Raw genomic sequence first — 19,355 nt, forward strand, 5'->3', positions numbered from 1 at the left:
ACCAGACCAACCAAAGCATAATTTATGAAAAGAATAGAATTTTTAAGAAATAGCTTTATTGCCACAGGTGCGGCATTGGCCGGATCTTCTCTGAATGCAACGGCGGCACCTGCTTCAGGCAGCGCAACAGCAGCAACAGGACTTGCAGGCAAGACCTTTAACCTGGATTACGCACCACATGAGGGCATGTTTGCCAATCATGCAGGAAAGAGTTTCCTGGATCAGATTCAGTATATGTATGATCAGGGCTTCCGCTCTATTGAAGACAATGGCTATCTCGGCAGGCCTATAGAAGAACAAAAGAAAATTGGTGATTTGCTGGCCAAACTGGGCATGAGGATGGGCGTTTTTGTGGTCGATGGTGGCGACAACTGGAAAACGTCTCTCACTACAGGGAAAAAAGAATTTAAAGATAAGTTTGTGGAGACCTGCAAGCGTTCTGTAGAAGCAGCAAAAAGATGTAATGCCAAATGGCTGACCGTTGTTCCGGGATTTTATGAACGTAAACTTCCTTATGGAAACCAAATGGCAAATGTAGTGGATGCGATGAGGGCAGGAGCAGAGATCTTTGAACCGCATGGCCTGATTATGGTGTTGGAAACATTGAGCGATACACCAGAGCTTTTCCTGCAGCAGACGCATGAAACCTTTAATGTATGTAAAGCCGTAAACAGCCCTTCCTGCAAGATTCTGTACGATATTTACCACATGCAGAAGACCGAAGGGCAGCTGATCGTAAATATGGACCGTTGCTGGGACGAGATTGCCTATATCCAGATCGGCGACAATCCGGGAAGGAAAGAACCAACTACCGGAGAGATCAATTATAAGAATTTATTCAAGCACTTATATAACAAAGGATATAAAGGCGTGATGGGAATGGAACACGGGAATTCTAAAGGGGGTAAGGAGGGAGAACTACGTGTAATTCAGGCTTATCGCGAGTCGGATGATTTTCTTTCTTAAAAACGCTTAAAATAAGCTAAACTGGGCTTGTGGAACTTTAAATAATCCAGAGTCCAGTTTTATTACCTTTTCATTTAAATGGTTCAGCCGGCAATGCAGTTTAAAGCTGTCTCTGATCAGCTTTGCGATGTTGCCATTTCCCCTCATTCTTTCCCCAAACCTGCTGTCATTTACATTTCCTTCATGACAGGACTGAATCGCATGCCATACCTTTTCAAAGCGGTCCGGATAATTCTTGCGCAGCCAGTCCTCAAAGATGCCGGCAATTGCGCCGTTCAGCCTCACAATCGTATAACCCGCTGCCTGAGCACCTGCACTGGCTACCGTTTTTAAAATGGCCGGAATTTCATGATCACTTAGTCCGGGAACGAGGGGAGCAACCATAACGCCCATGGGAATACCTGCTTTACTGAGCTCTTCCACTACTTTTAACCGCTGTTTGGCAGTCGTGGTCCGGGGTTCCATCTTTTGTCTGAGCTTTTCATTCAGGCTGTTGATAGAGACATATACCATACACAGGTTTAGCTTTGCGAGTTCCGTTAGCAGGTCCAGGTCCCGGAGGATCAATGCGTTTTTGGTAATCAGACCTATCGGTTGACGGTATTCCAGAGCAATTTCCAACAAAGACCGGGTGATCCTGAATTGCCTTTCTGCGGGTTGATAACAATCGGTATTGCCGGAAAGGGAAATGACAGCTGCATCCCAGCCCTTGCGCTCCAGAAACTTTTTGAACAATTGTGGGGCATCTTTCTTGACGATGATCTTCCTTTCAAAATCAAGGCCGGCACTAAATCCCCAATATTCGTGGGCATTCCGGGCATAACAATAGGTACAGCCATGTTCGCATCCCTGATAGGGATTTAAGGAATAATCCATTCCTACATCAGGACTGGCCACTTTATTGACGATAGATTTGCTCTGGCCCATGATGAAACTCGTCTTATGGTCTTCCTCCTCCCAGTCGTCTATTCCTTCCTCATGTTCTTTTACATAATCGTTCTTCGCAAACCTGTTGTGCGGGTTGAACTGTGCCCCCCTGCCTTTAAAGTAATTGTCCTTAGGTTCTTCGTCTAATATCATTAGTTAAAATTACTAATAATATTAGCAAAATACAAATGCTTATTCTTCTTTTACATTAGGGATATAATCCATAGGAACCATGTCGGCGATCTTCTCATAAGCCCAAAAACCACCAAGAAGGACTGATTTTGGATTAAAAACACCTCCGTTAGGGTAAAAATGAATGGGACCTTTCAGGATGTGAAGGGTGGAAATCTGGTAATTGGGGATATCCAGTGGCCTGGCAACGGAATGACCGGAAAAGGCGGTGTAATCTTCAGTTTCGTTTTCTCTGGTATTGACAATGTACAGGTCTCCATCGAAATTCATCGTTTTCACCTCTTTATACAATTGGGTAGCCAGGGTGTCTGTTAAGATTTCTGACCTGTCCAGGACGTTTAATGATTTTGATACCGCCCTTTGCTTGAGCCAGTAACTGATGGAGTCGTTTAACGGAGAGGTAAAACCGGGGCCAATGCGGACAATCGTATTTCCAGGTTTGTATAAGCGTTTAATGCTGGCATTAATGAGGCTGTCCGGAAGCCTGTTTCGGTTGGCGACGCTCCTCATCTTATGGATGATAAAACCTTCTGTCTTCGTTGTGTTCTGATATAGAGAACGGAAAAAGTGGGTAGAAGAACCAAAATAAGCGATTTCTCTTTTCTTCAGCCAGCTTTTTCTTTTTGAGGAGGAGGCAGGCAATTCTTCAAAGGAAGGGTGGCCGGCATAGAAAACGACATTGGCAGAGAAATCCCTTTCAAAATACTCCAACAGGTATTTAATACGGTAGCCCAATGATTTATTTTCGATGAGGAGGAATTCATTGGCGGTGACCCTCAATATTTTTCTTTCTTTGTCGTATTCCGTCTGAATCACCTGAGGGTTGAGGATTTTACATTTCTCAGAATTAGGCGTTTTTCCGATGAAATGTTCCTTGAACATTTCCAGGTAACGTGCCCGGTTTGGGTCCGCTTTGATGACCACCTCTTTCAGCTGAATGGTGTTCTCTTTTAGAATGACCTCTATTTTCACTGATTTATCTGAAACCAACACGTTTTTACTGAGGGGGAGATAGCCCATCATCTGGATCAGGACCTCGTAATTGCCCACCGCTACATTGCTCAATATAAACTGCCCATTGCCATCAGATACTGTGGCTGCTTTATATCCGCTTAAATAGATGCCTGCTCCGGGAAGCGGCTTTCCTTCCCCATCCTTAACCGTTCCCGAAATACTGAATAAATTTTGCCCGAAGCTGTTAAAAGAGAAAAATAAAAGCAAAACACAGCAGGAGTACCATTTCATCATCTGGCTAATGTAGCCAATCATTTATAGATTTAAAAGCATAAAAAAAGCCCTTTTCAGGGCTTTCATTACTTGTCTATGGTTGATCAGGATTCTGATTCGATTCCGAGTCTTTTCATCACATCATCACTTACTCCTGTAGAAGAGTAACCTCCATCATGGAACAGGTTCTGCATTGTTACCATCCTGGTAAGGTCGGAGAAGAGGGTAATGCAATAATCTGCACAGGATTCTGCATCTGCATTGCCCAGTGGGGCAACAGAATTTGCAAAATCAAAGAAGTCGCCGAAGCCTTTAACTCCTGAACCTGCAGTAGTTTTTGTCGGAGATTGTGAAACCGTATTGATACGGACCTTTTTCTCCAGGCCGTAATGATAGCCAAAGCTTCTGGCAATGGATTCCAGCATGGCTTTAATATCTGCCATATCGGTATAAAAAGGATAAGTTCTCTGTGCCGCCATGTACGTCAGGGCCACGACACTCCCACCTTCACTAATGGCATCTAATTTTTTAGCTACTGCTAACATTTTATGAAAAGAAAGCGCAGAAACATCAATTCCCTTCATGAAATAATCGTAATTGGATTCCATATAAGGGATTTTTTTGCGGATGTTGACGCTCATTCCGATCGAGTGGAGTACAAAGTCTATTTTTCCACCTAATATTTCTTGTGATTGGGTATATAGGTTAGTCAGGTCTTCTACGCTGGTTGCATCAGCAGGAATGATCTTTGAGCCTGTTTTTTCGGCTAAAGCATTGATTTCTCCCATTCTCATGGCGATTGGGGCATTGGTTAACACAAATTCTGCACCTTCTTCATGCGCTTTTTCAGCTACTTTCCATGCGATGGAATTCTGATCCAGTGCGCCGGTGATGATGCCACGTTTACCTTTTAATAAGTTGTACATAATTTCTTGTTTTGTTATATATTACTTCGTGTCGAAAGTAATAAAAATTAACAAATACAAGCCGGTTTATACGCCTTTTTAATAACCCAGAAGTTCTTTTGCATTTGCGATGGCTGGATTACCCGGATCTTTGCCACTGAGCATTTCTGCGATGACCTGAATCCGCTCTGCGGGAATTAACCTGCGGATACCGGTAGTAGGGCGCACTCCTTTTTCGTTTTTATACACGAAATAATGGGCTTCTCCTTTGGCTGCAATCTGAGGAAGGTGGGTAATGCAGATCACCTGCATATTTTTCTCCAGATCCCCGATCACATCACCTACACGTAATGCGGTTTCGCCGGAAATACCAGTATCAATTTCATCGAAGATCAGGGTAGGCAAAGCAGTATGTTTGGCCATGATGGATTTGATGGCCAGCATCAGTCTGGAAAGCTCTCCTCCGGAAGCGACCTTCCCTACCGGAGCAGGTGGCTGGCCGCTATTGGCAGAGAACAACAGTACAATATTGTCTTTTCCGTCTTTATTCAGCTCTTCAAGAACGGTCTTTTCTATTTTGATCCTGGCCTTGGGCATTCCTACCTGTTGGAGGACTGCGGCAACCTGGTTTTCGGTACTAATGATAGATTTGCTGCGGTCGGCAGACAGGGTCTCCGCCATTTCCAGCAAAGCGGCTTTTAAGACCGTTATTTCTTTGTTCAGGCGGTCAATCTCTTCATCGCCGCTAAGTAAGGTGTTCAGGTTGTCTGACAATTGCTGGCGAATGCCAATCAATTCGGCTACACTGTTGACTTTATGTTTTTGCTGAAGCGTATAGATTACATCTAATCTGCCATTGATTTCTTCGATCCGGACCGGATTGAAGACAATGCTTTCTTCCAGGTTCATGGTTTCTGCAGCAATGTCTTTTAGTTCGATCAATGCCGAGCGCAGCCGCTCATTTAAGGTGGCATAATCTGCATTAAAACGTTCTATACTCTGGAGCTGAACGATGACTTCTTTAAGAATAGGGAGTGCAGAGGCTTCTTCTTCAGACAAGAGGTTATAAGCATTGACCAGACTTCTCTTGATGCTCTCTGCATTGTTCAGGGTTTGGAGCTCTGTTTCTAAAAGCGTCTGTTCGTCCGTTTTCAGATCTGCCGCTTCCAGTTCATTGAATAGGAACTGTTCATAATCCTGTCTGCTTTTCGCTTCATCTGCTGCGGTTTGCAGGGCAGATAAATGCTGCAGATATTTTTTATATTGTTTGTAACCCTGGCGGTATTCAGATAGCAACGACTGATGGTCTGCCAGTGTATCTACGACAGAAAGCTGGAATCCGGGATCGTTAATTTCTAAAGTAGCATGCTGGGAGTGAATGTCAATCAGTTTTTCGCCTACCTGTTTCATCACCACAAGGGTAACAGGGGTATCATTGATAAAAGCTCTCGACTTCCCATCGGTAGAAATCTCTCTCCTTAAGATCGTTTCCTCATGAAAATCAATGTCATTGTCTTCAAATAAATGCTGCAGGTTATGGTCTGTCAGCAGAAATTGTCCTTCAATAATGCACTTCTTTTCCTGATTAAAGAAATATCTGGTTTCTGCACGCTGGCCTAAAATCAGCGAGAGGGCGCCCAGCATGATGGATTTACCGGCACCTGTTTCTCCAGTGATGATGTTTAAACCCTTGTCCAGGTTTAGTTCAACACTGTCTATTAAAGCGTAGTTACGAATAGAAAGTTTCTGTAGCATATTACGCTGCTAAAATATGAAAACTTAATCAATGGGTGTTCATACTTTTCCACAAAAAAGGCAGAAGAAAAATCCCCTGCCTCCATCTTAGTTTATTTGTGGTTTTAATGCCTTAATTATTCGTTTTTGCCGCAGCTTCAGCTTCTTTTTTCTTTTTCAGCGCTTCTACTTCTTTATCGAATTTTTGCTTGAGTGCTTTATACTCAGCGGAGTTACGGACCTCTTTGTTTTCATGAGCCATTTTTTTAAGCTCAGACAAATCATAAACGATCCCGCCCTCAGCACCGTTTTTGTGCATCTCGTCTACTTGTTTTTTCCATTCCGGAGAGTTGAAGTATTTACCGGTTGCTTCTGCTCCTTTTTGGATCTCGGCCAGTTGTTTTTTCCATTCCGGAGAGCTAAAGTATTTACCGGTTTCGGCTGCTCCCTTCTGGATTTCAGCCATGTTTTTCTTCCATTCCGGAGAATCAAAATGCCTGGTCATTTCTTCCGCACTTTTCTTAATCCCTTCTTCCTGTTTTTTCCATTCCGGAGAGTCGTAATATTTACTCATCTCCTCTGCTTTTTTCTGAATGGATTCCTGTTGCTTTTTCCATTCCGGAGAATTGAAGTGTTTGCTCATTTTTTCTCCGTTTTTTTGAATTTCAGCGATGTTTTTCTTCCATTCCGGAGAGTTGAAATGTTTGCTGATGACTTCACCCTGTTTGTGGATGTTCTCCATGTTCTTTTTCCACTCCGGAGATTTCAAAAAGGCAAGGCTTGCCGAGGTAATGCTGTCTACAAAAACGTTGAACTCACCTGATTTTGGAAAGCTGACGAAAGTCTTATCAAAAACTTCGCTTCTCAAACTATCAGGAACCTCTTTAATCGAATTGTATTCATGTTTGGTTCCATTTGCATCTACGGTGATGATTTTAAACTTGCGTTTCTTTTTAGTGGTATCTGAAGGCTGATATGACGTATTGTGTATTAATTTCAGTGCTTTTAAGTCCTGAACTTTGAATTTTAAGCCAACGCCGGCAATCTCCATGTCTTCGGTAAGAGGGGCAGTATGAACGGTTGCTTTCTCTGCTTTGGAAGGTTTAACCCATGCTAAGGAAATTACCGTAGCAATCGTGAGTGTGATTGCAAAAATCTGCTGTTTTGCATTCATATAATTCGTTTTCATGTCTGTGATTCTTTTAATACGGTGATACAAATGTTGATTTTTCCCTGTCGCCGCCATAGAAAGGGCAGGGGCGGATTTATCTTTCAGGATTTCCAGCTTTAGCAAGGCATGGGCATAAGTTACCGGCGTCCCGGTGAGTTCTACCACAAGGTCATCGCAGGCATGTTCACGTTCTATGTTGATGAACCTGCCGCTTAGCCAGATGAAAGGATTAAAGAACAAAATGGTTTCTATCCCCGTTTTGATGAGGTTTAGGAGGTAGTCATTTCTACGGATGTGTGAAAGTTCGTGGATCAGAATGGCTTCCACCTGTTTGAGGTCAAGCTGTGTGGCCAGGGCAATCGGAAATAAGACTACCGGTTTAAAATAACCGATGACCAGTGGAATATTCACTTTTTCCGACAGGTAAAACCCAATTTGTTGTTTGAGGTTTAATTTGGAAACCATTGCTTCAAATACAGCGGTCCATTCTGCCGGCACGGCCAATTGTGTCGCATTTTTAAGCTGGTTCATTTTTCGGTATCCTGCGATCAGGATAAAGAGCTGAAAGACGATTCCAATCCCGTAAACACTCACAATATAGGGGAACAAGGTTTCGGTTTTACTACTGATTTCCTGGGGCAGGCTGCTCAGGTACTCATAATAAACAGCACTGATGTGTAATTCTGCTCCGGCAATGCTTCCATTGTCTACAGGGAGTTTAAAGATGGAGAAAAAGGTAATACAAAAGGAAACAAAGATCAGGCACATGGCTCCATAAGCGAGGTTGTGCTTCAATTGAGACCTCAACTTTGGAAGTGCAATTACAGTTAAGAACAAAATGGCATAAATGATGGCGCCTTGCCATAAGGAGTGAAAGATACTCCAGCCTGTGGCTTTGATCAGGTTGTTTACAATTGCTTCCATGGTTTATTTGTTGCTAAGGTTATCCAGGTATTTTTTGATAGAATCAATTTCGTCGGGACTGGCACTATGGTTTCCCAATGCCTGCATGACCAATCTTGCCGCAGAACCGTTAAACACATTGTCGATCATTTTACTGACCAGGTGTTGTTCTGTTTTCTGCTGGTTAACGACAGCTTTATAGATATGGGTTTTGGAAGAAGTATCACGAACTACCAATCCTTTTTCCGACATGATCTGCATCAGTTTCAAGGTGGTGGTATAACCTGCATCTTTATTCTTTTCTAAAATCTCGTGGACTTCTCTTACCGTACAATTTCCTTTTTCCCACAATATCTGTAAGATCTCTAATTCACTTTCGGTAGGTTTAAGGGGGGCCGCTGCTGTCATATCCATTATATACGAATTGTTTCGTAATCAAATGTACGAATCTATTCGTATAAACAAAATATTTTATAAGAAAAACAGGTATTTTTTTTATAACCTACTGTTAAAGACCTTGTTTGGCAGGTTTTAGGCTTTCGTATTTGTTGATGTTCGCCGGGTCAATGTCTGCCAGGAGGTTGTATGCTTTTAAGCGTTCCTGAGGATTTCCGATAGAAAGCAGGTTAACGATTTCATCAGCTTTGGTAGCGAAATATACGTTAGGGAAGATCGAACCCAGTTTTTGACGGTCCATTTTTGTGAGCCCGGAAAGCAGGGAGATGATCTTTTTGGAGCCTTTATCCTTGTCTTCCTGCAGACGGTCCATGCCGTTGTAATGGTAACTATAGATAAATTCTCTTAAATCCTCGAAGCTTTTATTGAGCAGATTTTCATTCAGCCAATACCTGTTTCTCAAACCATCGGATGCTTTCCAGCCTTTATTGCCGGATTGTTGTGCGAGGTTGAGGATGTTTTGCGCTTTATTGTAAAACGGGGTTCCGCCAAGATTACTAAAGCTGTCTTTATCCAGTCCGATAATGGTATTTGCATAAAATCCGAGCAGAGAACTCAGGTTGGAAATGAAGTTCTGATCGGAATAATCTAAAGATTGCCCTTCATTATAGTTGAAATCGAAGTCTTTGTCGCTGATGTTTAAAATCGTGCTGTTATAGGCAGTTCCATAGACCGGTCTGCTGGATTGGATCTGCGCTTCTGCTTTATAACCGGAGCTGCCATCCCAGGCCGTCACAGTGATCACGAAATTAGTTTCTATACGTTCCTGAGGAGTATAGGTTTCATTGGTCCACTTGTTGTTATTTAAAAACTCCCTGATGGTGGTTTGTAACACCTCTATGTTTCTCTTATTGATATTAGGCACAGTTGGCGCCATTACCGTAACCCTTGCATTTAATTCCTGGGCATGAATATAAGTATGGCAAAGAAAGAAAGAGAGGACAAAGAGAAAGAGGCGTTGTTTCATTTGGAGCGTTTTTTATAGTCAGGAAGCTGATAAAGCTAATTTTAATATTTCATTGCAAATGTCTTTTGCAACTTCATTCTTTGATTTTGTTTCAAAAACCACTTTTTCAGCAGCTTTATTAAATATAGTGATTTTATTGGTATCTCCCTTAAAGCCGGCGCCTTTGTCGTTGAGTGAGTTGAGCACAATCAGGTCAAGGTTTTTCTTGCTCAGCTTTGCTTTTGCATACGCTTCTTCGTTTTCTGTTTCCAGGGCGAAGCCGACAAGGATTTGTTGTGCTGTTTTTGTTTGTCCGAGGGTAGCCAGAATATCTTCTGTCTTTTTCAGTTCCAGGCTAAATTCCGGATTTGTCTTTTTAATTTTCTGGCTGGCTGCGGTAACCGGGGTATAGTCTGCTACGGCGGCACTCATGACCATGATGTCTGATTGTTGGAATTCTGCTTTGCAGGCTTCCAACATATCCGCTGCGCTGACTACATCGATCCTTTTGATTGCTGTGGTCGCCTTTTCCGCGGTTGGTCCGGTAATCAGGGTTACTTCTGCGCCTAAATCAGCAAAGACTGCTGCAATGGCAAAACCCATTTTTCCGGAAGAGTGATTCCCGATAAAACGGACAGGATCTATTGCTTCATAGGTAGGTCCGGCAGTAACGAGTACTTTCTTCCCTAACAATGGAAGTCCTTTTTTTGCCGCTTCATTCAGAAAAGAAAGAATTTCTTCCGGTTCAGCCATTCGGCCTTCTCCGTATAAACCACTGGCAAGCTCTCCTTTTCCGGGAGGGATCACCTCGTTTTCGTAGGATAAAAGCTTTTCGATGTTTTGTTGTGTACTTTCATGTTTCCACATGTCCAGATCCATTGCCGGGGCAACAAAAACAGGGCATTTGGCCGATAAGTAGACTGCTGTTAAAAGATTATCGCAAATGCCTGTGGCCATTTTAGCCAATGTATTGGCGCTTGCCGGAGCAATGACCATAAAATCAGCCCAAAGGCCCAATTCCACATGGTTACTCCAGACACCGGTTTCGGCGTCGAAATATTGGGTGTAAACAGGATTTTTTGATAGGGTAGCCAGGGTGAGCGGAGTAATGAAATTCGCCGCATCGGCCGTAAGAATGACTTTAACGTTTGCGCCAGCCTTTACCAGTAACCTGACCAGTATCGCTGATTTATATGCTGCAATGCTGCCGCAAACGCCAAGAATAATGTTTTTATTTTCTAGCATGGTTTCTTAATGCAAGAATGCAATTTAATACCTATGCCTGATCTTATTGTTGCTCTTTAGCAGGGTTTCTGTGATAAATTTTATCATTCAGGAACTCATCAATAGCAATTAACGAAGGCTTAGGCATACGCTCATAGTGCTTACTGATTTCGATTTGTTCTCTGTTTTCAAAGATCTCTTCCAGGTTGTCATTTGAAGAAGCAAACTCGGCTAATTTACCGTGTAATTCTTCTTTAATGTTGTTTGAAATCTGATTAGCCCTTTTAGAAATAATTACTAAAGACTCATAGATATTCTCAGTTTTTTGATCTAAATCATTAACATTTCTAGTAACCGTAGTATTCGGTACAGCAGGTTTGTTCGTGTTCATTATTTGATTGGGGTTTTAATTTTGGTATTGGTACTATCTGCTTTAGCTTCTTTTTCAAGCATTGCTTTATATTTTTCCTGGTCCTTCTGGAACTCGGCAATTACACGTTTTGCATGTTCTATACCGGCTTCACTATCTTTCTTTAAAGCTTTAGCCTGATCAACCAATTTACTCTGAGGATGAGATTCTACAAATTCATCAGCATAAGTGATGGCTTCGTTATATCTGTCTTCCTGACGTAATTCAATACTGTTTTTAGCATATGAATATTGAGATTTAACGATCAAAAGATCCATCTCTTCTGCATATTTAATATCCGGGAAATCAATCTGCGCATTTTTCAAAGCAATAACTGCCGATTTATAATTGCTGATATCCCATGCGCCTAAATCGTAATATAACTTTGCATTTTCAAATGCCTTAGTTTCCAGTTTTGCACGTAGATCGGCAATATATTTACTGGCATCAGCTACACGCTCACTCTTAGGATAGAAGTTGATGAACAACTGTAAAGCATCAATTGCTTTATAAGTATTCTCCTGATCTAAAGAAGATTTTGGTGATTCCAGGTAATAGCAATAAGCACCCAGATATCTGCATTCTTCTGCATACTTACTGGTTGGATAAGTATCAGCAAATGATTTGAACTGATATCTTGCAGTGGTGTAATCCCTTAATTTATATAAGGTTAGGGCATAGTAATAATTTAAGTCTTCGGCTTCTGCTCTTCCCCTGTATTTCTGAGAAAGGTCTTCAAACAGAATGATCGCTTTACTGTAATTCTTCTTGTTGTAAAGCTTCATGGCCTCCTGATATTTCTTGGCTACATCGTTGCTCAATCTGATTTTTTCAAACTGGCTTTTGCAACCCGCGATAGTCAGGGCTATGATGGTGAAACTTAATAGTAATACGTGTTTAATTTTAAACATTCTGCAAAGATAAGTTAATAATACGATAACGTCAATTAAAAATAATAGGACGCTAAGCTATGTAAAGCGTTTCATCCCGTCAAACCCTTAACATAATTTAACAAATTAGGGTTTATGGAGCGGATTTTCCTGTTCAAAAAAAATGGAATAAGGGTACTGGAGAAGACCGCTAAATGGGAAGTGGATATCTGGTTGTATAATGACTGGAAAAAGCCTCGGATTATGCCCGGTACTTACCCGCCTTTAACACGCTTTCAAGCGCGGTTGCACCGAGTATAGACCGAGTATAGAGCCTGGTTAGAGCGCGTATAGGTAAAACCTGTTTTAAGGCAGTTCTGAACCTGGTATTTTTGCTTATTCCGGGCAGGGCTTTACCTAAAACAGTTGTTCGATTTCGGTGGTATTCCGAATAGGACTTTACACGCGGCCTGTACAGCCTGGATAGCATGGGGCCTGGACAGGTCTCCGTTAGGTGATGGCTTATACAAATTCTGTCGGCCTCCTTCGGAACAAAATGATGATCCTGGTCGGATAAAAAGAGCGAAGTTTCCGGAGATTAAGGAAAAGACAGGGATAGAAATGCTAAAATCACTGAGGGAAATGCCATTCCGGAACAATTAATTTGCCTTATTTTAGTGGAATTTAGAAAACCGGATGTTGCAATTGCCCATCATGACGAAACCATGATAAGCATACCGCTTACAAAAAGCAATGAACATGCCTATGATAGCTTCATGACCGATAAAAATCAAATGATATATTAATGAAAAAGACGCTGATGCTTTGTGCTGCCCTCTTCTTTTTGGAGAGCGCTTCATTTGCCCAACATAAAAATATCTACCAAAAAAATTGGATTGACTTTAATAAAAGCGGAAAGAAAGATGTTTTCGAAGATCCATCACAGGAAATAGAAAAAAGAATAACCGATCTGCTTTCTCAAATGACAGTGGAAGAGAAAACCTGTCAGATGGCTACCCTATATGGTTATGGAAGGGTATTGAAAGATGAGATGCCCACCGCAGAATGGAAGACGAAGGTCTGGAAGGATGGGATCGCCAATATTGATGAGGCTTTAAACAGCCTTGCCTATAATAAAAAAGCACAAACCGCTTATTCTTACCCCTTCAGTAAACATGCAGATGCCATCAATACACTTCAGAAATGGTTTATTGAAGAAACGAGAATGGGGATTCCCGTTGATTTTACCAACGAAGGCATTCATGGGCTCTGTCATGACCGCGCAACACCTTTACCTGCACCTATAAATATTGGAAGTACCTGGAATAAAGCCATGGTGAGACAGGCCGGGGATATTGTTGGCCGCGAAGCGAAGGCATTGGGTTATACCAATGTTTATGCCCCTATTTTAGATCCTGCGAGAGATCAGCGCTGGGGAAGGGTGGTAGAATGTTATGGAGAAAATCCTTTTCATATTGCCGAACTAGGCAAGCAAATGGTACTTGGAATTCAGGAAAACGGAGTTGCAGCAACCTTAAAACACTTTGCGGTATATAGTGTACCTAAAGGCGGGAGAGATGGGGATGCACGTACTGATCCACATGTTGCTTTGAGAGAGTTGCATCAGATTCACCTTTATCCATTTAGAAGAGTGGTTCAGGAAGCTTCGCCAATGGGGGTGATGAGTAGTTACAACGATTACGACGGGGTTCCTGTTACCGGAAGCCATTATTTTCTGACAGAATTGCTGAGAGAAAAATATGGGTTTAAGGGATACATTGTTTCTGATAGCGAAGCTGTCGAGTATCTCTATTCAAAGCACCATGTAGTGGATGATTATAAAGGTGCAATCAAACAGGTCGTGGAAGCCGGGCTGGACGTGCGGACCAATTTTACGATGCCGGAGCAATACATCATGCCTTTGAGGGAACTGATTAAGGAAGGAAAGGTTTCCATGAAAACGATTGATGAAAGGGTTGCCCATGTATTGCGGGTTAAATTCAGGTTGGGTCTTTTCGACCGGCCTTATGTTCCAAATACGAAAAATTCAGACCAGGTGGTCCATACCGCGAAAAGTGAAGCATTTTCGGCTGAGCTGAGCCGCGAGTCACTGGTACTCCTGAAAAATGAGCAAAATCTGCTGCCCTTAGCGGCTAAGAAATTGAAAAATATTCTCGTTACCGGGCCCTTGGCTGCAGAGGTAAACTATACAACAAGCAGGTACGGGCCGTCAAATAACCCGGTGACCTCGGTGGTTGATGGCATCAAAAAATATATTGGTGGCAATGCTCAGGTGAATTATGTGAAAGGTTGCGACATCATCGATCCCAACTGGCCGGAAAGTGAAATTATTCCCAGCCCTCTTTCTGCAGCCGAGCAGGCTGGAATTGACGAAGCCGTTGCACAGGCAAGGCAGGCCGACGTGATCATTGCAGTGGTTGGGGAAGATGAGAAAAGGGTTGGAGAAAGTCTTACCCGCACGGGATTAAACCTGCCGGGACGACAATTGCAATTGTTAATGGCACTTCATGCCACAGGAAAACCAGTGGTCATGGTGATGATCAATGGACAGCCATTAACCATCAACTGGGAAAACCGTTATTTACCGGCAATCCTGGAAGCCTGGTTCCCTGGCCCGCAAAGTGGAAACATCATTGCGGAGACTTTATTCGGTGATTATAATCCCGGAGGGAAACTTCCAATCACCTTCCCAAAATCTGTTGGCCAGCTGGAATACAACTTTCCTTTTAAGCCGGCTTCACAGGCAGGGCAACCGAGTAGTGGAAATAACGGCTATGGTAAAACGAGTGTAAACGGGGCATTGTTCCCTTTTGGTTATGGATTGAGTTACACGACTTTTGAGTATACTGACCTGCAGGTAAAACAGCCGACGCAAAAAGCGGGTTCTGATATCGAAGTTAGCGTAGTGGTAAAAAACACCGGGAAACGCAAAGGAGATGATGTGGTGCAGCTGTACCTTAAAGATCTGGTGAGCAGCGTGACCACTTATGATTCTGACCTACGGGGATTTGAGCGGATTACATTGCTCCCGGGAGAAGAGAAGACGGTTAGGTTTATGCTGCATCCGGACGACCTCTCGATCTTGGACAAAGACATGAACTGGAGGGTGGAACCAGGTAAATTCAGGGTCATGATCGGCCAGTCTTCCGAAGCTATTAAGCTGAAACAGGAATTTGAAATCCTGCCTTAAGGACAGGGTTTTATTTTCCGTTTTCGTAGGCCATCCGGAGGTAGCCGACTACTTCTTCGTTTAAGTCTTCGGGCAGGTAAATTCGCAGATGGTGGTTATAGTCGTCACTGCCTGGGACGGCCTTAATCTTTCGAAAGCATAAGTTGTCTTCGTAGGGCTGCTTAAAAGGAAGCACGATGTCTATAAAATCTTTTCCCATCTGTATGACATAGGCGAAATTTATTCTGGCGGAAAAAGCAATCATGGTTTTTGCCGCATGGAATTCGACAGCTCCGATTTCTTTGAAAGTAGCGACAAGTTTGTCGAGAAGCGCAATACTGGCCGCCGATTTATTTTGCAGGAAATCTGCTATGGCTTGATCTGAATGTTCCATGATTAGTTCGTTTTCATTTTGCCTGGTGAAATTCCGAATTTTTTCCGAAAAGCCCTGCTTAAATGTTGAACTGAGGAATAGCCGGGGTTATCTGAAATTACTTTGATGGTTTTTCCTGAACGCAATTGTTCTTTTGCTTCGGGTAATCTGATGTCGCTCAAACATCTGAAGACGGTAGTGTCAAGTTTATATCATCACCTATGGGGAATTCAGCAACAATTAAATGGCTGGAAAATAAAAAAAGCTTAAAATATTTGGAGAAGTAATTCTATTGTATACATTTGTAGTGTACTAGTTAAGTGGTACACTAAATTTGTAACGCTATGATAGAAATTTCCAACCTAACTTTTGGATACAGCAAAAAGAACCTGTTGTTCAAAAACCTGAACCTGAAGCTTCAGATGGGCCATATCTATGGTCTTCTGGGCAAGAATGGAGCGGGTAAATCTACCCTCCTTAAAAATCTTGCAGGCCTGGTCTTTCCTCAGGAAGGGCTTTGCTCTCTGAAGGGATATCATGCTGCAGACCGTTTACCAGGTTTTTTGCAGGAGCTATTCTTTATCCCTGAGGAAATGCATTTGCCATCGATTACTGCCAGTCAGTTTGCAGGCAGTACAGGGCATTTCTATCCTAAGTTTAATGAAGCGCAGTATTTTAAGATGCTGGCGGAGTTTGATGTTCCGGTTTCGGATGTACTGGGTAAACTGTCTTTTGGTCAGCAGAAAAAAGTAATGATTGCTTTTGGCTTGGCTACAAATACCGCTTTGCTGATTATGGATGAACCGACCAATGGTCTGGATATCCCTTCTAAAGTTAAATTCAGAAAAATCATCGCAGGAGCACTGACGGATGAACGTTGTATCGTTATTTCTACGCATCAGGTTCGCGACCTGGATAGCCTCATCGATAACGTGCTGGTTTTACATGAGCAAGAGATTGTGCTGAACCGTAGTCTGGATGAAATTGCCGAACGCCTTCAGTTTACCACGGCTGTGCAGGCTAATAAAGCTGCGATCCTGTACGAGGAGTCAAATGCGATAGGCATCAATACGATTAGCGAAAACCATAATGAAACTTTTAGTAAGGTAGATATGGAAATGCTTTTCAATGCCATCATTAGTGATCATAAATCAGTAACTGACATTTTAAAATAACGCCCCATGAACAATACATTTAGCTTTCGAAGATTTTCGCTTCTTTTTAGTAAACATACTACCGAATATTATAAAACCTATTTGCTGTCTGTAGCCGTATTGTTGGGCCTGCTGACTGCCATACTTGGGTTTTCTTCCTATGTAAGCGGTGGTCCCATTCATGAAAAAGCCCAACTTGCGATCTTCTGGGTTTTCCTGCTGGGCGCAGGATCAATTTTTACAAGTATGATCTTTTCAGATTTTGGAGATAAAAGGAAATCAATTTCCATGCTTACCCTGCCGGTTTCTCATTTTGAGAAGTATTTAGTGGCCTGGCTTTATTCCTTTGTGATTTTTCAATTGGTCTTTGTATTGAGTTTCTATGCAGTAGACTTCATTGTTCTTCTGATTGGCAATTCAGGTAAAAGTCAGGGATTGAAGATCTTGAATGTGTTCTCAGCAGAAGAGAATTACAGGCTGGTCTTTTTGTTCTATGCAATTCTTCATAGCCTGGCATTTCTGGGCGCCATCTTTTTCGAAAAAATCCATTTTATAAAAACCGCCTTTGTGGTATTGTTACTCTGCCTTTTGGCGGTCTTGATCAATCAACCCATCGCGGATGCGCTCTTCGATGCAAAACTGGCGAAGGTTGTGCCTTTTGTTAGTCTTGGTGTAGAAGAGGGGGGGCGGTATTATCTGATTCGTCCCTTACCTTCTATTGAGCCGGTTATGTTTGGCCTCTCCCTGAGTTGTATTGCGCTGTTGTGGATCGGGGCTTATTTTAAATTGAAAGAAAAAGAGGTCTAATATGGAATTTAGAGAAAACGAAGCCATATATCTGCAGATCGCTGCTTATGTTGGAGAAAATATAATGCTGGGTAAATGGCCGGTTAATGAGAAAATTCCTTCGGTTAGAGAACTGGCTGTGGATTTACAGGTAAATCCAAATACGGTAGTTCGGGCGTATGAGTTTTTACAGAATAAAGAAGTCATTCTGAATAAGCGGGGAATAGGTTTTTTTATCGCGGCTGATGCGGGGGAAAAAATAAAGGGCTACAGTAAGGAACGTTTTCTAGGAAATGAGCTCCCTGAGTTTTTCAGGAATATATTTCTCCTGAACATCAGTATGAAGGAAATCGAAGAACGCTTTGAAAAGTTTAAATCAGAAACTTATCAGAAGTAATCGTTAAACATAAAATTAAAGAAGATGAAATTGAGTACTATATTTATTATTGCAACAGCTGTTGTCTCCTTGGGGATGCTGACTGCCTATAACTTTTCTTTAAAAGCATCTTATCAAAAAGGTGGTTATAAAGATCGTTTCAATGAGATGGAGTTTAGTTCGGTTAAGGGGCTGACAGCAGTCCAGATTAACGCGGCAAATAAATTTGCCATCAACATAGAAAAGGGAGGAAAGGAAGGTCTATGGATCAGGGATCGGCTCAAAGGTTTTGTTAAGATCAGTCAGACAGGAGCAACACTGACGATTGACCTGACTGATGAAGGTAAAAAACGAAACTTTAACACAAATGATGATGATATCATTCTTTTTTCAAATACCCTTAGTACCATAAGTACGGTTCCTTATTTTACTAAAGAAGAAGATGAGGGTGGCTGGCGCCATGGTGGCGGAGACATTAAGATTAAAGGCCTGAAGGTGGATGCGCTGAATCTTCTGATTGGGAAGTTTACCTCCATTTATATGAACCATGTAAAGACAGGTATGCTAAAAGCTACGGTAGGAGAGGCTGGTACCGGAGAGGCGGGTCTGACCGTTGATTCTTCTAATGAAATTGCTTTTGCAGAATTGAGTGTTCCAGGTAAGAGTCAAATATCGCTTTTGAATCCAAAAATTGTTAAAACCCATTATAATTTGTCGGACAGTGCAACGGTAACCTTGAATGGAACAGCACTGGAAGGAATGAAAAAATAGGATTTCTGATATAATCCGGATTAAGAAGGATTGGGCCTGCAAGTTTTGCAGGCCTTTTTTGTGGAACAGGGATATAGTATATATAGTATACCTATTCCGGTTTTTCATTTGATTGGATCGCTTCTCTATATAGTATATATAGGTTGGTTGGGGCTGACTCTTGTTTTATAGGTCGTATAATCGGTTGATTTGTATCCTAATCCTCGTTTTATTGACTGTTTGTGGTTGATTGTTGCTTGGTGTACATCTTACGTTAAGTTTGTTTGATGTTTTTCTTCTTGTAAATCATGCAGTTAGGGAGGTGATACAATTATAATGGTTGAATTGTTTTGAGAACGGTTAAATTTTCCTACTTTTGCATCCCGCTTCGGAGGAAGAGAAAGATTGATACAGAGAGAAGGATTTGAAAGATTGCAATAGAGATAAAGTCAGCGTTGTTTTGACTGGTTTAATTACCAAATAAAACAAAGCAAAAAAGTTTGAGAAAAAGCTTGACAATAACAAAAAGATTTCTACCTTTGCAGTCCCAACAAAAACGGGGGTTACCAAACGGAGTTTAGTAACAGAAACAAAAAGACTGAAACGATCGGAATACCGAAACTGAAACCAGGAACATTAAGACCAGGAAGAAACAGAGGAAAGCAGATTGCAACATAAAAGAAGAGCCGTGAGGTGATTCGAAAAGTTCATTAAAGAGATGTCATTTATAGCGTAGCGAGGTAAGATAGTACCGTTTCAAAGTACATGAAAACCAAAGCTATTTTTTCAAGTCAGAA

17 protein-coding genes and 1 pseudogene are annotated in these 19,355 nt (G+C 42.0%); 6 read left to right on the forward strand and 12 right to left on the reverse strand.

Annotation, left to right across the window (positions count from 1 at the left end; genetic code table 11):
• Positions 1–24: 24 nt before the first annotated feature.
• The gene (locus BLQ87_RS28950) at positions 25–966 is read left to right on the forward strand and encodes a hydroxypyruvate isomerase family protein (RefSeq protein WP_074612381.1); all 942 of its coding nucleotides are present in this window, start codon (positions 25–27) and stop codon (positions 964–966) included.
• Positions 967–972: 6 nt separating this feature from the next.
• Here the strand turns inward: BLQ87_RS28950 and BLQ87_RS28955 are convergent, their stop codons facing one another.
• The 10 genes from BLQ87_RS28955 to BLQ87_RS29000 form a co-directional block, all read right to left on the reverse strand.
• Positions 973–2,046 (reverse strand): PA0069 family radical SAM protein, encoded by a 1,074-nt coding sequence (locus BLQ87_RS28955; RefSeq protein WP_074612382.1) that lies wholly within the window; start codon positions 2,044–2,046, stop codon positions 973–975.
• Between the two features lie 39 nt (positions 2,047–2,085).
• Positions 2,086–3,354 carry a carboxypeptidase-like regulatory domain-containing protein gene (locus BLQ87_RS28960; RefSeq protein WP_245723951.1) on the reverse strand — a complete coding sequence of 423 codons (1,269 nt, stop codon included), beginning with the start codon at positions 3,352–3,354 and terminating at the stop codon, positions 2,086–2,088.
• Positions 3,355–3,416: 62 nt separating this feature from the next.
• Positions 3,417–4,241: an enoyl-ACP reductase FabI gene (locus BLQ87_RS28965; RefSeq protein ID WP_074612383.1), complete on the reverse strand. Its 825-nt coding sequence runs from the start codon at positions 4,239–4,241 to the stop codon at positions 3,417–3,419.
• A gap of 75 nt (positions 4,242–4,316) precedes the next feature.
• Positions 4,317–5,972: a DNA repair protein RecN gene (recN, locus tag BLQ87_RS28970; protein ID WP_074612384.1), complete on the reverse strand. Its 1,656-nt coding sequence runs from the start codon at positions 5,970–5,972 to the stop codon at positions 4,317–4,319.
• A 112-nt stretch (positions 5,973–6,084) separates the two neighbouring features.
• Positions 6,085–8,046, reverse strand: a complete 1,962-nt coding sequence (locus BLQ87_RS28975) for a M56 family metallopeptidase (protein WP_074612385.1) — start codon at positions 8,044–8,046, stop codon at positions 6,085–6,087.
• Positions 8,047–8,049: 3 nt separating this feature from the next.
• Entirely contained in the window at positions 8,050–8,439 is a 390-nt protein-coding gene (locus BLQ87_RS28980; RefSeq protein ID WP_317048297.1) for a BlaI/MecI/CopY family transcriptional regulator, read from the reverse strand.
• A 94-nt stretch (positions 8,440–8,533) separates the two neighbouring features.
• Complete coding sequence (gene porD, locus BLQ87_RS28985) at positions 8,534–9,448, reverse strand: type IX secretion system protein PorD (RefSeq protein ID WP_074612386.1); 915 nt, start codon at positions 9,446–9,448, stop codon at positions 8,534–8,536.
• A gap of 18 nt (positions 9,449–9,466) precedes the next feature.
• Complete coding sequence (gene coaBC, locus BLQ87_RS28990) at positions 9,467–10,672, reverse strand: bifunctional phosphopantothenoylcysteine decarboxylase/phosphopantothenate--cysteine ligase CoaBC (RefSeq protein WP_074612387.1); 1,206 nt, start codon at positions 10,670–10,672, stop codon at positions 9,467–9,469.
• A gap of 43 nt (positions 10,673–10,715) precedes the next feature.
• A complete protein-coding gene (locus tag BLQ87_RS28995) occupies positions 10,716–11,042 on the reverse strand; it encodes a DNA-directed RNA polymerase subunit omega (protein WP_069379952.1) in 327 nt (108 codons plus the stop codon).
• The gene (locus BLQ87_RS29000) at positions 11,042–11,971 is read right to left on the reverse strand and encodes an outer membrane protein assembly factor BamD (RefSeq protein WP_074612388.1); all 930 of its coding nucleotides are present in this window, start codon (positions 11,969–11,971) and stop codon (positions 11,042–11,044) included. Before BLQ87_RS29000 ends, BLQ87_RS28995 begins: the two co-directional genes overlap by 1 nt.
• Before the next feature lie 763 nt (positions 11,972–12,734).
• On the opposite strand from BLQ87_RS29000, the gene BLQ87_RS29010 reads away from it, so the two are divergent.
• Positions 12,735–15,140 (forward strand): glycoside hydrolase family 3 N-terminal domain-containing protein, encoded by a 2,406-nt coding sequence (locus BLQ87_RS29010; protein WP_074612390.1) that lies wholly within the window; start codon positions 12,735–12,737, stop codon positions 15,138–15,140.
• Between the two features lie 10 nt (positions 15,141–15,150).
• On the opposite strand, the gene BLQ87_RS29015 is transcribed toward BLQ87_RS29010, so the two are convergent.
• Positions 15,151–15,513 carry a DUF5655 domain-containing protein gene (locus tag BLQ87_RS29015; protein ID WP_074612391.1) on the reverse strand — a complete coding sequence of 121 codons (363 nt, stop codon included), beginning with the start codon at positions 15,511–15,513 and terminating at the stop codon, positions 15,151–15,153.
• A 2-nt stretch (positions 15,514–15,515) separates the two neighbouring features.
• A pseudogene (locus BLQ87_RS34295) lies at positions 15,516–15,686 on the reverse strand (helix-turn-helix domain-containing protein); the annotation flags it as partial.
• Between the two features lie 150 nt (positions 15,687–15,836).
• Here BLQ87_RS34295 and BLQ87_RS29025 point away from each other — a divergent pair.
• From BLQ87_RS29025 to BLQ87_RS29040, 4 genes are read left to right on the forward strand one after another with little or no spacing between them, the layout of a single operon-like run.
• Positions 15,837–16,667 carry an ATP-binding cassette domain-containing protein gene (locus BLQ87_RS29025; protein WP_074612392.1) on the forward strand — a complete coding sequence of 277 codons (831 nt, stop codon included), beginning with the start codon at positions 15,837–15,839 and terminating at the stop codon, positions 16,665–16,667.
• Between the two features lie 6 nt (positions 16,668–16,673).
• A complete protein-coding gene (locus tag BLQ87_RS29030) occupies positions 16,674–17,453 on the forward strand; it encodes a hypothetical protein (protein WP_074612393.1) in 780 nt (259 codons plus the stop codon).
• A gap of 1 nt (position 17,454) precedes the next feature.
• Complete coding sequence (locus BLQ87_RS29035) at positions 17,455–17,829, forward strand: GntR family transcriptional regulator (protein ID WP_074612394.1); 375 nt, start codon at positions 17,455–17,457, stop codon at positions 17,827–17,829.
• 24 nt (positions 17,830–17,853) lie between these two features.
• Positions 17,854–18,579: a hypothetical protein gene (locus BLQ87_RS29040; protein ID WP_143010571.1), complete on the forward strand. Its 726-nt coding sequence runs from the start codon at positions 17,854–17,856 to the stop codon at positions 18,577–18,579.
• Positions 18,580–19,355: the final 776 nt, after the last annotated feature.

The organism is Pedobacter steynii (assembly GCF_900103665.1).
GTDB lineage: Bacteria > Bacteroidota > Bacteroidia > Sphingobacteriales > Sphingobacteriaceae > Pedobacter > Pedobacter steynii.

What these genes read in the sequence shown, in the direction of transcription:
- BLQ87_RS29030 (WP_074612393.1), top strand. Translation starts at nt 16,674, where the DNA reads ATGAACAATACATTTAGCTTTCGAAGATTTTCGCTTCTTTTTAGTAAA.
- coaBC (WP_074612387.1), bottom strand. Translation starts at nt 10,672, where the DNA reads ATGCTAGAAAATAAAAACATTATTCTTGGCGTTTGCGGCAGCATTGCA.
- BLQ87_RS28995 (WP_069379952.1), bottom strand. Translation starts at nt 11,042, where the DNA reads ATGAACACGAACAAACCTGCTGTACCGAATACTACGGTTACTAGAAAT.
- BLQ87_RS28960 (WP_245723951.1), bottom strand. Translation starts at nt 3,354, where the DNA reads ATGATTGGCTACATTAGCCAGATGATGAAATGGTACTCCTGCTGTGTT.
- BLQ87_RS28975 (WP_074612385.1), bottom strand. Translation starts at nt 8,046, where the DNA reads ATGGAAGCAATTGTAAACAACCTGATCAAAGCCACAGGCTGGAGTATC.
- BLQ87_RS29015 (WP_074612391.1), bottom strand. Translation starts at nt 15,513, where the DNA reads ATGGAACATTCAGATCAAGCCATAGCAGATTTCCTGCAAAATAAATCG.
- BLQ87_RS29025 (WP_074612392.1), top strand. Translation starts at nt 15,837, where the DNA reads ATGATAGAAATTTCCAACCTAACTTTTGGATACAGCAAAAAGAACCTG.
- BLQ87_RS28980 (WP_317048297.1), bottom strand. Translation starts at nt 8,439, where the DNA reads ATGGATATGACAGCAGCGGCCCCCCTTAAACCTACCGAAAGTGAATTA.
- recN (WP_074612384.1), bottom strand. Translation starts at nt 5,972, where the DNA reads ATGCTACAGAAACTTTCTATTCGTAACTACGCTTTAATAGACAGTGTT.
- BLQ87_RS28950 (WP_074612381.1), top strand. Translation starts at nt 25, where the DNA reads ATGAAAAGAATAGAATTTTTAAGAAATAGCTTTATTGCCACAGGTGCG.
- BLQ87_RS29035 (WP_074612394.1), top strand. Translation starts at nt 17,455, where the DNA reads ATGGAATTTAGAGAAAACGAAGCCATATATCTGCAGATCGCTGCTTAT.
- BLQ87_RS29040 (WP_143010571.1), top strand. Translation starts at nt 17,854, where the DNA reads ATGAAATTGAGTACTATATTTATTATTGCAACAGCTGTTGTCTCCTTG.
- BLQ87_RS29010 (WP_074612390.1), top strand. Translation starts at nt 12,735, where the DNA reads ATGAAAAAGACGCTGATGCTTTGTGCTGCCCTCTTCTTTTTGGAGAGC.
- BLQ87_RS28955 (WP_074612382.1), bottom strand. Translation starts at nt 2,046, where the DNA reads ATGATATTAGACGAAGAACCTAAGGACAATTACTTTAAAGGCAGGGGG.
- BLQ87_RS29000 (WP_074612388.1), bottom strand. Translation starts at nt 11,971, where the DNA reads ATGTTTAAAATTAAACACGTATTACTATTAAGTTTCACCATCATAGCC.
- porD (WP_074612386.1), bottom strand. Translation starts at nt 9,448, where the DNA reads ATGAAACAACGCCTCTTTCTCTTTGTCCTCTCTTTCTTTCTTTGCCAT.